This window comes from Chryseobacterium sp. AC417 (genome assembly GCF_979258215.1).
Map to the genome: position 1 here is coordinate 268053 of NZ_OZ409845.1, position 15403 is coordinate 283455.

Sequence of the window (15403 nt, forward strand, 5' to 3'; positions counted from 1 at the left end):
ATGGCAAAAATTATATTCAAATTTCCACATAAACAAAAAAATAACACTTATATATATTAATAATATACTATAAATAAATTATTCGTAAAATGAATAATTCATAATTTATTCGCCTTTGTAGATAAATATCTACAAAAACTACTTAATAATTGCTTGTTTTTTCAATTGTATTCAGGTTTTGCATGAATAAATCTTCATCTATTTATCTAAATATTGCTTTTCTAAGAATATTTTTCGCATTGACTTACTCTTTTTTATATAAAAAAACTCCGATCGTATTCCCATCGGAGTTGATTTCATTCTTCTTACATTATGAGAAAGCGTTATGATATCTCTGCGAACTTCTTCGTCATACATTATGATTTGCAAGATCAGTTTTATACGAAAAAAGCACAGAAGCAAAACTGCTCCCATGCTTAAAACACCAATGATGAAAATAGAAATAGAAGAATCTATTTCTGTTCGTATTCTGTATCCCACTCGTTTCCGTCATCGCCTTTATGTCCATCCATTTTAATAAGGAAGTTTTTGGCTGGGAAATACGGTTTCATGTGGATATCCAAATGAATTCTGTCTTTTTGTACAGGATCTTGTTCAAATCTTCTGATTTCAAAATTTTCAATCAGTTTTCCTGGTCCTGTAATTGCATCAAGGAAGCGAACAATTTGTCCCATAATTTCTTTTCTGGTCACTGCAGTAAAGTTTTCGAAAGCTCTCCTGTTCAGGAAATCCATCAATACTTTGGTTACATAATCGAACACTCTTACCACAGAATAGGTTTGAAGCCCCAAATTATCTCCATTGAATAACGTTTTCCCTGAGAATGCCATTACTTTTCCGTACTCGTTGACCATTGGGACTAATCCTAAGTTTTCAAGATTTGCAATTTCACTTTTCTTCAAATCAAATCTCACCCCATCTACTTCATTTATTCCTCCGAATTTTTTACCCGCAGTAACTTGTGACATCAATGTTTTGTAGACCTTTCCTGCTAAAGCTCCGGATGGCGGAATGAATAAATCGTCTGCTTCATTGATTTCTTCAAAACGTCCTCTTCCAACAAGCCAGTTACAAGTCATCAATACATTGGATCTGTAGATTTCTCCACCTGTAAGGTAAGCCTGATCAAACATTTCCATTACATCATCCGGCTCGTCTAAATGTTCGAAATCGGTTACCAGCATTACTTTATTTTCATGAGCAATTTTTGCCCATTTTTCAACTACTTTGTTGGAGCCTAAATAACCGGGAATTACCAGTAATCCATAGTTATTTTTCAAATCTAAACGGTCATAATTATCAGAAAGTTCTGAATGAATGGTATCAATAAAACGCGTATTATCCAAATCTTTTAGCTGCTCCAGATTAGCATTGACCACAGTAATATTTTTTACTTTATCCGATTCGGTATTTTTGTAAAACATAGCAACCGTTCTGTAGTTAGCTTCCAATTCTCTTGTTACCTCTACTGCTTTTGAAAGGTTTTTTGAAAGCAAATCTTCTGCAGATTTTCTTTGATCATCGCAATGCGCAACCATATCGGTTAGAGAATCGCTCTTGCTCATTACACTTGCCCAAAGTTCTAATGTTTTTTTGAGTGTTTCTCTTTCTTTTTCTTTTCCTTTTTCGGTAAGGAAAATTTTTCTTCTTGCCTTTCTGTCCGGATTAATATTCTGAACGCTTTCAATAGAAGTTTCCAACAAATCGAAACCACCATAACGCGCTAATATTTCCAATGATTTATCTAACGAAACCTGACCCCTTTTTTGTTCTAAAACGGGTGTTTCTACCTGTTGAGTTTCTTGTTGCTTTGACATACTTAATTTGTGTTTTTGGTTATTTGTTATCTTCTAATTCTTTGATTAATGATTGCAGAGTATCTTGCAATGCTTTTTTAGCATCAGGATCTTCTAAGGCTGCTTTAAGAATTTTGTTGGTTTTCAATTGCCTTACAATTTTCTGGTACTGGTCTTTTTCGGTTTCCAATCCTGTAAGAAAATTGCTTTGCCCTGTAATCCCTTTGGTTCCGAAATCTCCTAAATTTTTAAATTTTAGGTTTTCCATTTTAATGGCTCCTTCAGCATCCTCGAAATCTACTTTGATTTCTGGTTTGTAATGTTCAAAGACCTTTTCTACAGACGTAAGACCTTCAACCAATTCAGGTCTTACCGGGTCTTCTGCAGTTAGTTTTTGGGCAAAAATAGTTCTGTTTTGAGGGATTTCTGCAATGGCCTCATTAACGTTTAGTGGAACTTCGTTTCCACCAATTCCTTTGTTTGATAGCATAGTATTGTGTTTTAAAAATTTATTTTTTTAAATATTTTGCGCTGATCAAAGATGAATTCTATATTTTCAAAAATCTAATATGCCCTAGAAAGGTTCAAATTTTGCTGAGAATTGCAGAAGTTTCATCAATGTGTTTTTGTTTTCTTTATAAAATTAAAAAAATATTTTAAATATACAATGATTTCCTGTATTTTATTTTTCAAATAACCGATAAGGGTATATATTTGAAGAAGAATCTTTCAGTTTTAACAGAAAACTTTCTCGTAAATATTCCCATTCAGATGAACTTATTTTTCCAGTCTGTTCTTCATTTTTTAAAAGGAAAATATCTATCGTTCTGCTGAAACCTCCTTTTAATGACACTTCTTTTTTTGTTCCTTTTTGTACTTCTATCCCCAATATCATACTTTTAAAATGATTCAACCCAAAAGCTTTGATGTCTGCAATAGTAACTATTCTGCCTCTGGTAAGAAGTGCATTTCGGTATTCTAAAATTTTGTCTTGAGATGACAATTTTTTTCTTCCTCCAAAAGAAGCCTGAATCATTATTGCTGTTGTATTCAATACTTCACTTTCTTCCTGCGTACACACTGTTGCAGGTTTGAGATTATTGGCCTCTTCTGCAGCTGTTAACCAATAAGAAATAAAACATCGGAAGCTTGTTTCGGGATTCCCTGTTGATATAATAAGATATGGATTGCTGCTTTGGATAAAATTCTTTTCTTTGGCTGTCTGATGGAGCGATGCGACATTTTGATTCAGCTCCCGCAAGGTTTCTACAGAAGAATCACCTCCCATTCCCGCAAATGCAGCGGTTTCATCTTTAATGAGTTCCAAAAGATATTGCAACAGCTCAGAAGCGTTTCTTTGGTCGAATCTGGAAACTCCACCTTTTCTAAGCAATGCCGAAACGCCTTCATTTTCAGATTCATAATTCTTAAGATCCAGGCGCTTCCCCTTCTCATCAGCAACATAATCCAAATCTAAAAAAGAATCATCTTCTACTTTTATGGGGATAATATTCATCCTGCCCTTTATTCTATGATCCGTCGTTCCGTGCTTGATATTAATAGCCGGAATACAATTGAGTGCAAAACGTACATTTTGTAAAATATCAGGAACTATGGCTTCGGAAAATTTAAATTTCAACCAGATCACATTTTTGTCTTCAGCAACTTGATGCCCCACAAAATAACGGGTAAACAATTCTTCATGTTCAGGAACATCTTTGAAATCCAGATTTCCTTTAAGAGTGAAAAAATTAGAAAAATAATATTGGTTGACATCATGATAAATATGTTCCAGATCTGAATAGTTTTTGGTGATAATATTGTCTAAATTCAGATAACTGTTTTCTACGTTATAGCCATCTTTCAAAGGATATTCTTTGCCTCCAAAAAAGACTTTTGCCTGTTTCATGTAATAAAAGAAAAGTTCTTTCTGATAGGCATTGTTGATGTCTACAAAAAACTGCAGATCTTCTAAACCATCGCCGTTCGGACTATGAATTCCCACCCATATTTCTCCCGAAGGAATATGCTTTTCCGACTTCCCTATTGTATCATCGTAGAAAAAACTTTCTACTTGGTTCAGTACATTTCCATAGGCAATATATTGAACCTTTCCTGTGGTCAATTTTGACTTCAGGGTAGGACTGAAAAACAAATCTTTCGTCGTAGTCTCGGTAGGATTATATACATTATGCTGTTTTTTGGTGGTTTTAAAACGGGTAAATAATGATAATTCTGCTTTGTTCTCGAGTGGATTTACCTGCAACAAGGTTCTCGCAGGAATAACTCCCGAAACTTCTTCAGGAAACATCACTTCCAACACCCTTTCTATAATTCTGGAACGGGAACTTTCTAATTCAAACCCTAATTTTTCCAGTTCAGCGGCACTTGCCGAAAGCAGTAAACTTACGATAGGATCGAAAGAGGTTTCAGCTTCCAATTCGTTATATCCCCACATTCTTGCGGCTCTTCTTAATATGCGGTCTTTGATACGGTCTTGATTCATACGATGGATAATTGTCAGTTGATAATTTCAGTAGTTTCTTGGTTTTAACCGTCTAATACGAAAGTGGTCCTACAAAGAAGGAATTACTGAACATAAACGGTCGGTTGGTTTCCGAAACAATTCCCTGTATTGAAATAGAAACTTTTTTTTTCATTCTTTTTTTTCCCAATGTTCCTAGGTTATGATCATTAATCGTCACGTTTACATTTTCTAATCTGATTCTCCTTTCGTAGGTCGTAACTGATTTTTTGAGTGTTTCTGCTATAAATTCTTTCAGACTGTTGTCACTTTTCATAATATCAAAGTCCATTTCCCAAATTTCAGAACCATAGGCCTCGTCAAATTTACATTCTCCAAATGAGGTGGTGGCAAGCAAAAAAATATGCTGATGGATAGATGTTTCCAATGATATTTTTTCTGCATCTTTTTTTTCGGTCAAACTCTCAAAATTGAAAGGTATTTTGTAATAAACTCCTTGCATCGCTGTGTTTTTAGTTGTGGGTTGATGGATGTTGGTGATAATTCTTTGTTCTTTACTCTTTTATTTTTCTTTATAAATAAATCACTTTCCTGATATGCCCCTTGTCATCATATTCAAAATTTTTAGGGATTTTTTTTCGTTTGATAATGTGCAGTTCTACTTTTGGGGTCAGTTTCAAAAATTTCTCACGATATAGAATATCGCCAATAAAACTCTTCCCCTGATCTTCGTCTGCAACTACAAAATATTGAGAGATTTCTTTTGGAAGCTTAAATTCATTTAAATCTCCTGCATAAAGCAAAACGTTTTTTCCGTTACTTGAAAGTTCATAAGTAAGTACGTCTTGTGACAATTTTCGATATCGGGAAATGTCAAATTTCTCCAAATATTCTACTTGTGGTTCAAAAGGAATGTTTTCATATAAAAAAGAAGTTGAATCAAAACGTTTGAACCCGAAAAACGAAAGAAAACTTTTCTTGGTTTTAGAATTCACAAAACTCAAAGTATCCCTGGTAATCTTATAGGCATTGGTTTCGCCGGTTTTATCATCTGTTACTGTTAATTTATAGGTAGGAACTTCCAGCTCCTGATCATTAATTTTAAGCGAAATCTTCCCTGATTCCTGATTAGAAATCACCAATGTAATGGTATGCTTTTTCATGGCAGAATCAGTACGGACGATGACCTCATCCTGAGAACCATTCTGTAGCTCTTTTTCTTTGGATATTCCTAGATTCAGGTTAAGTTCTGGAAGTGGACTCATTTTTATTCTGGTTGTTGGTTGTTAGTTATTTGTTGTGGGTCTTGATTCTTTTCTCTTTTCTCTTTTTTGAGCTTCACTTCATCAGATTTTTTTATCTTATACTGAACAAGACAATCTAACGATTGCTGAATATTCGCATTTTGTACCGTATTTACGTACATCTCAAAATTCTTTTTGTAAGTGTAAATCTTGATTTGCGTAACTTCGTTCTGCAAGAGTTTTTCGATTTCCTTTTTATTGAGCTGTTTAGCAAAAAAAGATTCACAGTTAATCTGATATTCGTTTTTTAAGGTGATAACTTCTCCTGATTTAAATTGAATATCCACATTTTTTTCTTTTTTGATGCAGATATTATCTTCAAGAATTCGCAAATACAAGTACAATTTGTTTTTTCTTTTACCAAACTGCACAGTAACATATACAAATTCTTCATTGTTTACTCTCAACTCTATGGGTTGGGTGCTTGCAAAAAAAAGCTTATCCAGGCGTTGCTTATTTTGAGTGATACCGCAGTCAAAACGTACAAACTCTGTAGAATCTGCAGGCTTGCTTTGAGCATTGAAAAAAGATACCCAAAACAGAAAATTCAAAAACAAAAAGTTATGGAGTTTCATACGTGTATTATTGAGCCTGATATAATTGTCTACAAACCTCTAAATCGGTTTTCATTTTGTCATACTCTGCTTTCAGAGTTTTGTTGATGGTACTTAAACTATCCATTAAAGCCTGATTTCCCGAAAGCTGCTTGATTTGTTTTTTAGCATCAATCAAATCCTTATAGGTCATAATGGTATTGTTGTACATATTTTTGTTTTTCAAGGTATCTTTCGGCAACTGCTTGTACATATCTGCCAAAATAGAAAGCGACAGTTTTTCATTGAAAAAATCATTTTGTTTTGGCATTCCCATAGAATCTACCGCTGCTTTTACTTTTTCCAGCTGAAATGAAAATTTATCCTGAATCTCCATTTCTTTTTGCATTTTGACATTTTCTTTCTTTAACAAACTATTTTCCTTAAACGGGAAATAAGCATTGAAAAATACCGCCGAAACTAAAACAGCGACAGTAATAACGAAGAATAACACGAAGAACCAATAGGCTTTGTTTCGTTGTTTTTGATTAAGAACTTCCATATAGTGCTTTTAATTTTAATAATACTTGATGAGTAATAAATGACAGTTGATGAGTGATTTTCATTCATCAATGATCATTGACAGATTAGTCTGCCAAAAATGTCCGGCTACGTTTTGCATGAATAACGGATTCCTTATCGTCTGTGTTTTCAGATACAAAGATGCTTCCGTCTCGTTTTTTACCAATGTAATCTAACCTGCTTAAGATAGAGAATAGGTCTTCCACCGTTTTCATAAACCTTGTAATTTTCGCAATCACAATATCCATTTGGTTGTGGTTGTAATCGGCATTGATGGTCTCTGAGAAAATCACTTCAAAATCTCCCTGACTTACATTGCACCATTCGGCAAAATAATTGAGTAATTCTTCTTTTCCTGCTCCTGAACGTGCATCAATAAAATTCTTTAAAATCCTCGCAAAAGCAACAACCGACAATAACATATTTGCTGGCGGAGTATGCGGTGACATCCATCGGAGTCTGTTGATTTCCGTTCCCAGATAATTCAAGGCTTTATCGGTCATCCTTTCCATCATCATCGCCAAATCTGTGGATTGCTTTTTAGAATGAATTTTTTGGGCAATCTGCACCGAGTACAATTCAATTTGCCCGTAAAAACGATCGATTTCGGTATATAATTCCTGTAATTTTTGATGACTGGAAACACTTATGCTCGGCGGAATGTAGTTATCATCAATTTTTGATTCTCCTGCATTGACCAATATTTTCCCTATGGTCAAATAGCTGTCTCCAAAACCTATTGTGTTTTTAAGCTCATCCTCCGGAATTAAATTAAGTGAATATTCTGGATGGGTATAAGGATAACGTGGTGGATTTTCTTCCGGGTCCGGCTCTCCATAAGGTGTTCTTTTAAAATGGTTAACCGATATACAGGCGAGTAAAACAGCACTTTCATTTTCTTTGAGTTCCCGTACAGCTTCAGGATATGGAATAGACAAACTTAAACTTTCTGACTTTTCGATGTCAATTCTTGAACCATTGGGCGTAATGGCGTGGCATTCTTCTACCTTTATTCTTAGTAGTTTGTGATTGTCTATAATAAGATTCATTTTTATAGGCTCATCTACCGGTAATAATCCGTAATTCATCATTGAAGTATGAATTCCCACCGAATCGCGAATAGAATCGCTTACAAAATTCTGCACTTCTAAAAAGTGGCTTTTATTGATTTTCATCCCGTCGATCCAATTCACGGGAAAATAATTAAGTTTTTCTATCATTTGTTTATGGTTTTAATCGTAAAGTTATTTTTGATTATTTATCACTATAAAATTCGAATACTACAAAGGGTATTTCCTGTTCTGTTTTGTCATACTTAAGGTAAGCTTTAGCGGTTTTCAGGTTTTCATCCAATTTAAGATGAAGCTCAAATTCTTTACCTCCTATTTTTTCTGAAAAATCTTTAAACAATTTTACCATTTCCTGTTCTCTTTTTCTATGGATTTCATAATCTTGTTTGGCAGGTTCTACACCATTTACATAACCAAAGTAAGTGTAAAGAGTAAATGTTCTTCCTGCAGGACTTTCAAAATCAGTGAACATCTCATAAGGAACCGGTTTAGCGTCCGAATTTGTAAAATAATCTGCAGAAGTACATACCATAGATTCTGCACTTATATATTTTGAAACGCCATGGTGCTCAATATTCAATTTATAACCGAGGCTGTGCTGTACCTCCCATGTAAGCTTCCATGGATATTTTTTTAGTAGATTTTGCCATATACCGGTTGATATTTTTTTCTCCGCTATTTCCTGTTGGGTTTGTTTGGGCATACTTTTTACAAAGGCTTTGTTAAACTCACTTCTTGTTTCATCTAAAGTATATCTCATTACTTCTTTAAAATTTGCAACCTGTACTTCCTGTCCTTTAAATTGGTGTACCAATATTCTATTGGCTCCCGACAAATAAAGATACACCTGCCCACCTGGTGCTAAACCTATCATGAACGCACTGTAGTTAGCATCCTTTCCATCGACACATTGGGTATATCCTTTCCTAAAATAATCTAATAGTTTTTGTTGATCAAGTTGAAAACTTCCTGTATAAAACTTATCTTCGGCATAAGAATACCATTCTATTTCCATTTTAACAGGAATAGGGCGGAATTGTTCCCCAGAAATAATAGTTCCTGAATCTGAAGACAACCACCAGCTTTCACCCCCTAAAAAGATATTGCTAGGAATCCCTGCTTCTTCACCATTTTCATAGATGAAACTTCCTGATAGTATCCACATTGGGTAGCCTTGGTCTGCACCTGTCTCTACCAGCCATTCATATTGATCATTCATGTTTTCTATTTGTTTGCAGTTTGTTAATGATAAGATTGTTAATATAAAAAATATTGCTTTTTTCATTCTATTTATTTTATATTATGAAAATAATTGACTACATAAAAATATTGCTCCCAATAAATAACAATTTAGTCTAAAAAGAGTTTTCTCTTTTTTTATATAAAAACAAATAGTTTCTATAATTAGATAGATGAAATTTATAATTATAACACCAAAAAACAAATACATGATAATGTAAGCGGCATTCAAGCTAATTAAACTAGTTTCACTACTCACTATTGTTAGTAGAATTGTAAATAATACAGCTAATACAGAAGGTAATACCCTTCTAAATATGTGTCTAAAATGTGTTTTACTAATTTTTTGCATCATTACAATATTTAACTATCCTTTTAATCTCCATCTATATTCGGGTAATTGGTCTGCACCAAAATATCTATACCACCCTGCCCACAGTCATTTTTAGCCAGAACTACCCTCCCCATACTCCCACTACTTTATATTTCTCCAGCTTTATTTCTTCTTTCTCACATTTTACAGAAACCTTCATATCATCATAATTAAAGGTTGGGGTGATCACAATATCTATAGGCTTATCGGGATATTTAGTTTTGAACTTATTAAAAACAGTAAGCATTTCCTGATCGTTGAAAATGAATTCTGTATGATATTTAGTGAATCCTATCATGCAGGTGTAAGGAATGCTATCTTCATTATAAACTTCTGTCTTCTTTATATCAGTAATAAACTTTTCTTCACCATTATATTGGAGATTTCTTACAGAGGTTATTTTATCCCTCTCATCATATGGTTTTAGTACAAAACGATATTTGTATTTGCCTCTGTACTTATCCCAAAGACCATACGGAATACCGTTTTTAGCAATCTCCGTACGGATACTGTCGGGAACCAGCTCATAGGTAGAGTCAAAAAACTGCTGTTGGTTCTCATCAGGATCAGGTACGGGAACAAACTCATCTTTATCAATAAAAGTTTCTTTCGCCTGAAGCCTGCATATTTCTACCCTGCTTTTATTTCCGGAAAGCCAAATCACAACTACACCTCCGGGAGCCAGACCAACGGTTAAGGTCGTATACGTTTCATGAACGATACGATCATCACGCTCTACACGATCATATCCTTTTCTGAAAACTTCTAAAAATTTTTCCGCAGGCAGATCGGTATCTACTTCGTAGAATTTTTTCTCTGCATATGCTACATAGGTAAGGCTAAGATGGGAAGGGATTTCGTTACCTCCCTGTCCGCCTTCTGATCCGTCATATTGCCAACCTCCTCTTTCTAGTCCTGTCTTAGGTACTCCACAGATAAGTTTTTTTTCTTGATTTAATAAATAACCGATGTGCACTTGTATCGGATATTCTTCTGGTGCAGCAGCCGTTACCATATAGGGAAAATTAGTCTGTTCCATATTTTCTGTTTTTTTATTTTGGCATGTCCAGAATATGAAGCTGAGCATACTGATTATAAATAATTTCATCGTTAATAGATCTTGCGTTTTCGGATACCTCCTTCTATATTCGGGTAATTGGTCTGCACCAAAATATCTATATCACCCTGCCCGTAAGTAGAGTTCCAGTGATGGTCATTTTTAGCCAGAACTACCCTCCCCATACTCCCACTACTTTATATTTCTCCAGCTTTATTTCTTCTTTCTCACATTTTACAGAAACCTTCATATCATCATAATTAAAGGTTGGGGTGATCACAATATCTACAGGCTTATCGGGATATTTAGTTTTGAACTTATTAAAAACGGTAAGCATTTCCTGATCGTTGAAAATTATTTCTGTACTGTATTTTGTGAAAATAAAATTGCAGGTGTAAGGAATGCCTTTTTCCAAATATTCTTTTTTATCCAATTCTGTTCGCAGCACTTCATCAGCTTCTCCATTGTAATATAAATAATAATTAAGCGTAAAGACATCCTTATCATCATATGGCTTTAGCACAAATCGGTATTTGTATTTGTCCCTGTATTTATCCCAAAGACCATACGGAATACCGTTTTTAGCAATCTCTGTGCGGATACTGTCGGGAACGGCTATTTTAAACATTGATTCAAAAAACTGCTCTTCATTTTCATTATCAGCATTTTGAAAAAATTCATTAACATCTACAAAAGTTTCTTTCGCCTGAAGCCTGCATATTTCTACCCTATTGTTATTTCCGGAAAGCCAAATCACAACTACACCTCCCGGAGCCATACCAACTGTTAGGGTAGTATAGGTTTCGTGCACTACACGATCGTCACGCTCTACATGATCATATCCTTTTCTGAAAACTTCCAAAAATTTTTCTGTAGGAAGATCTGCATCTATTTGGTAAAATTTCTTATCTGCATATGCAGCATACGTAAGGGTAATATGGGAAGGTATTTCGTTACCTCCCTGTCCTGCTGCAGTGCCATCATATTGCCAACCACCTCTTTCCATACCTGCTTTCGGAACTCCACAAATAAGTTTATTTTCCTTATTTAATAAATAACCAATATGTACTTCTATAGGATATTCTTCTGTTGCAGATGCAGTTACGATGTAAGGGAATTGGTCAGGTGTCATTTTGTTTTTGTTTTGTTTGTTACAGCTTTGCAATAGCAACAGATTGCAAAATAAGAATATAAGTGCTTTCATTACCGTATTTTTCGCTTTCGCTTGCCATTTACTTTATTGGGATAGTTAGTCTGTACACCTACATCAATTCCCTCTTGTCCGTAGGTGGAATTCCAGTGCAAGTAATGATTCCTAAGGATACTTACATTTTGGGGATCATTTTCGAATGTAAGAGGTTTGCCTCCTTGTAATGCATAGTTATAAAGCTTTTCGTGAATAGACTCTAAAAAATCTACATTATTCGGGATCCAATTACTTTTAAAATTCTGAAACTTTATAATTTTTTCTTTATCAATTGGTACATTCTTTTTTATGCAAAAATTTGCCATCAAGTGCAATGGAATAAAACTATATTGATTGCTAAGTTTTGCCCTATTCCCTTCCAAACGAAACCTATTCAAGAAGGAAGAGGGTCTTATAATAGAGTCTTTAATTATTACCAGTTCCTTTTCTTTAAACCAGCCTTGATGAATTAGCTCACTTCGCAAAAGTTTTAGTTCATCTTCGGTGTTTGCAGCATCAATCCGTAAGGGTTTATCTGGCTTTCCTTCCTCATAAGCACCTCCCACATCACAATGTACCCCCGGAAAAACCAGTTCTATTCCTCCTTTATGACCACTTTCGGGAGAAGTTTTTGAAACAGAAGAAATATCTACCAGGCTAAAATTCGCACGATGCTCATCTGCAGCAGTCATATGTACTACATAACTCGCTCTGCTTACATTATCTAAACCAAGATCAGAATAATCATTGTTCTGCACCACCCCATGATGAGGAACCGTATCATAAATCCCTACAAATCTTATATTGATTTTTATACCATCATGCAGCAAATCCTTTTCTTCCAACAGCTGCCCCAAGTAACCGAATGACGGCATATAGCGGTTTTGATACTGATCATCTAAATCATATCCCTGCATATCTTCTACCGTACCGGTTACATGACCGGTGGTGCTTTTCTTTGCAATATAAGGGGAAGCTGTTACCACATGCACAAAGTGTCTTGCCGCGGCTGCGCCGCGGCTGAAGCCGAAAACATCTATGGTAATTGTATTAATTTTTTCATCTTTTTTAAGCGTTTTCAATTTCAAGATCATATCTTCAATTGCAAAACGGACTTTCTTTTTGACACCCGATTTTCCCATACCCGCAGCTTTACCGGGGATATCATCGCCTTTGTAGTCTTCTTTCCTCAGGTCTCCTTTCTCATTGGGTCTAGTATTGGATCCTATCCCTTCAGTATAAATTCTGAACAGTTTATTCTTAGGTTCTTCCTTATAATTTTTAAAAAGAATGGCAGGATTGGAAAGCGCATTTTCATAGCTTGTATCTGCACCGCCGTGTTTATCAATAATCTTTGCAATATCCCGAACCGAAAGGAAACGATTGGTGTTTTTCTTTTTGCCTTCGGCAACTTCTCTCAGCTCCGTATTGTACATATTATTCAGCGTACCGTCTAAGAAAACCCCAAATGTAAAATTTACGGGTTTCTTTTGGTCTTTTGCCACGCTCTCTACTTTACCCACCAACGAAGGTTTATTTCCTGTATTGGGCTGTACCATCTGCTTGAGTTCGTTTTTTACCTTTAGTTGTATACTGTCTTCGATATGGTCTAGTTTATTTTTGTAATAATGTATTTTTGCGTAATATTCATGGGTGTCTTCATTCACAGAATCCATATCGTTGAGCTTCTTTTGGTAAAGGCTCATCTTATTTAATTCTACATATGCATAACCGTTTTTGCTAATACCTTTTGTGTAGTAGGTATCCATGTTTCGGGAGCTGTCTCCGTGTCCGTCTGCATATTCGTCTTCATAGATGGTCACTTTCAGGGTATCGCCCTGCGGGATGTTCTGGGTTTTCACCACTAGTGTTACTTTATCCAGATAAGCCACTTCACGGTTTTGTATTTTAACTCCGTTTACATCCTGCCAATACACATCCAATATTTTGGGCTTCCCCGCAAGTGGCTGTATATTGATATGAAAATCTACCAGCTTATCGGTTTTAGGATCTCTTACTTTGGCTAATAATTTCAGATTTGCTCCTGCGGTATTAATTCCAAATTTGAAAACTCCCTTTCCATTTTCCGTAAGTAATTTGTCCCCATTATACACTTGCCAAAGGTTTACCTTTACCGGTATTCCTGCGTTGGTTACCATCGTGTAGGTATAATTTTGGTTGGTATATGGTCTTATGTCTCCTATAATTTTCATATCAAACCTATTTAGAGTGTAACATAATTTTCATCGTTTTCATTTTCATCTTCTTCTGCATAAAAATCTACAAACGGGCACAGTTCTGCCAATGCTTCGGGGCTTGCGTTTTTTAGGTTTTGTTTAGAAACTTCACAGATCTGCCCATGGTCTATAATCGTGATGCAGTCTTTACCTCCAACCGGGCAGGTTGCTTTGCTGTCTTCCAGGAGCACTTTTCCGCTGTTGTCTTCTATCGTAATATTTTCGTAATACCCGCTCCATTCCGTTACTATAGCCTGACAAGGGTTGTTGTTCATCTTCGCACAAGAGCCAAAGGTGTTTTTCTCAAAGGTTTTACCAAGGTCTTTGTGCGTGGCGGTAAGTTTTTTACTGCCCTCTTTATCGTTGATGTAGCGTTTGCTTTGGGTAAGCACCTTCAGCTTATCGGGGGTTGTTCCGAAGTTGCATTTGCAAATAGCTCCCTGGCAAACGAGATGTTTTTCGCTCATAGTGTGTTTTTTACGTTTTTAGCTATACTGTATAACATTCAAAAGCTATTTTCCGATGGGTTTTACTCCATTTTAAATCAGTCTCTCCCACAATAGTATGTATGCTGTTGTCTTTAGCATCGAGTTTGTAGGTGAAATTGAAATTTCCTTCCGGCATTTCACCTGTAATTTCAGAGTTATGCACCAGTTTTCCATTGGCTATTTCAGTTATGGTTCTGGGGTCTATACATTTCCCTTTTGCAGTGATGATGAATTTTTGGTTTTCCGAAACCGTCTCGTCTATCCTCAATGTAATTTCAAATAAAACCCTTGGTTCTTTCGGGAAAACAGGAAGCGATGTCTGAAAGGTGTACGTTTTGTCATCATTAAACATTTCATACAACGGAAAAAAATAGAGTATAAAAAACCAACTGTCTAAAATCCCACGTTGGGTTTTACCTCGGTACTCTAACTGCCCATCAATATTATTCAATATTTTCTCTGCCTCTTCTCCTTTGTAATACGAAGCCAATTGCTGCTTTTTGATTCGCCATCTTTTCTGTATTTCGGGGAAATTAGCGATATGCTTCAGTTTAGCATTTTCGTGCAATTCTAATTGCAAAGGATAAAAAACACCTCCTACCTCATCCGCAATCTGCTCAATTACCATATCTGGTCTTTCTTGATTGATATACAAAGGATTTCGGGTTATAAAGAGCTGGTCTTTACCCGTTTTCTTTACCCCTGTTTGGTAGTGTAGTTTTAGTTTTTCTGTTCCGTTTTCGTATATTTTTTGTATAATACCGTATCTATTTTCAAAAGATCTTGGGATATTTAGGGTATTGGTTTTTTCATAAAGCGGTTTCGTTTTTTGGGTAGTCATAAAATATCCTGTTTCTATTCCGGGAATGGGAACATAAATAACTTCTACGTGCGACTTTATCTCGGGATCTATTAAATCATCTGTTGGGCAAAAACGATTATGAAACCACCGAAGTTCTTCGGGCAGCAAACCAAAATGTTCAGCGAGTTCCTGTAAACTAACCTTTCCTGGACTTATTTTACAGGTTTTATATTTTTCTGTGTTTGCCATAT

15 protein-coding genes are annotated in these 15403 nt (G+C 35.4%); all 15 read right to left on the reverse strand.

Annotated elements, in window-relative coordinates:
• Window positions 1-452: 452 nt before the first annotated feature.
• Window positions 453-1817, reverse strand: a complete 1365-nt coding sequence (locus tag ACZZ9T_RS01355; protein ID WP_463429632.1) for a DUF5458 family protein — start codon at window positions 1815-1817, stop codon at window positions 453-455.
• Between the two features lie 19 nt (window positions 1818-1836).
• Window positions 1837-2286, reverse strand: coding sequence for a hypothetical protein (locus ACZZ9T_RS01360; RefSeq protein WP_463440605.1), 450 nt, complete (start codon window positions 2284-2286; stop codon window positions 1837-1839).
• A 192-nt stretch (window positions 2287-2478) separates the two neighbouring features.
• On the reverse strand, window positions 2479-4302 hold the full coding sequence (locus ACZZ9T_RS01365; protein ID WP_463440606.1) for a type VI secretion system baseplate subunit TssF: 1824 nt from the start codon (window positions 4300-4302) through the stop codon (window positions 2479-2481).
• A gap of 52 nt (window positions 4303-4354) precedes the next feature.
• The gene (locus ACZZ9T_RS01370; protein ID WP_463440607.1) at window positions 4355-4783 is read right to left on the reverse strand and encodes a GPW/gp25 family protein; all 429 of its coding nucleotides are present in this window, start codon (window positions 4781-4783) and stop codon (window positions 4355-4357) included.
• A gap of 70 nt (window positions 4784-4853) precedes the next feature.
• Window positions 4854-5546 (reverse strand): hypothetical protein, encoded by a 693-nt coding sequence (locus ACZZ9T_RS01375; RefSeq protein WP_463440608.1) that lies wholly within the window; start codon window positions 5544-5546, stop codon window positions 4854-4856.
• Window positions 5547-5548: 2 nt separating this feature from the next.
• Window positions 5549-6160 (reverse strand): hypothetical protein, encoded by a 612-nt coding sequence (locus ACZZ9T_RS01380; RefSeq protein WP_463440609.1) that lies wholly within the window; start codon window positions 6158-6160, stop codon window positions 5549-5551.
• A 7-nt stretch (window positions 6161-6167) separates the two neighbouring features.
• Complete coding sequence (tssO, locus tag ACZZ9T_RS01385) at window positions 6168-6680, reverse strand: type VI secretion system TssO (protein ID WP_463429638.1); 513 nt, start codon at window positions 6678-6680, stop codon at window positions 6168-6170.
• 85 nt (window positions 6681-6765) lie between these two features.
• Entirely contained in the window at window positions 6766-7920 is a 1155-nt protein-coding gene (locus tag ACZZ9T_RS01390) for a hypothetical protein (RefSeq protein WP_463440610.1), read from the reverse strand.
• Window positions 7921-7954: 34 nt separating this feature from the next.
• Entirely contained in the window at window positions 7955-9055 is a 1101-nt protein-coding gene (locus ACZZ9T_RS01395; protein WP_463440611.1) for a DUF2931 family protein, read from the reverse strand.
• Window positions 9056-9464: 409 nt separating this feature from the next.
• A complete protein-coding gene (locus tag ACZZ9T_RS01400; RefSeq protein ID WP_463440612.1) occupies window positions 9465-10421 on the reverse strand; it encodes a DUF2931 family protein in 957 nt (318 codons plus the stop codon).
• Window positions 10422-10492: 71 nt separating this feature from the next.
• Window positions 10493-10624 (reverse strand): hypothetical protein, encoded by a 132-nt coding sequence (locus ACZZ9T_RS01405; RefSeq protein WP_463440613.1) that lies wholly within the window; start codon window positions 10622-10624, stop codon window positions 10493-10495.
• Entirely contained in the window at window positions 10612-11571 is a 960-nt protein-coding gene (locus ACZZ9T_RS01410; protein WP_463440614.1) for a DUF2931 family protein, read from the reverse strand. The genes ACZZ9T_RS01405 and ACZZ9T_RS01410 overlap by 13 nt, the downstream gene beginning before the upstream one ends.
• Before the next feature lie 71 nt (window positions 11572-11642).
• Window positions 11643-13838, reverse strand: coding sequence for a T6SS phospholipase effector Tle1-like catalytic domain-containing protein (locus tag ACZZ9T_RS01415; protein WP_463440615.1), 2196 nt, complete (start codon window positions 13836-13838; stop codon window positions 11643-11645).
• Between the two features lie 11 nt (window positions 13839-13849).
• Window positions 13850-14329 carry a DUF4280 domain-containing protein gene (locus ACZZ9T_RS01420; RefSeq protein WP_463440616.1) on the reverse strand — a complete coding sequence of 160 codons (480 nt, stop codon included), beginning with the start codon at window positions 14327-14329 and terminating at the stop codon, window positions 13850-13852.
• Between the two features lie 22 nt (window positions 14330-14351).
• Entirely contained in the window at window positions 14352-15401 is a 1050-nt protein-coding gene (locus tag ACZZ9T_RS01425; RefSeq protein WP_463440617.1) for a hypothetical protein, read from the reverse strand.
• Window positions 15402-15403: the final 2 nt, after the last annotated feature.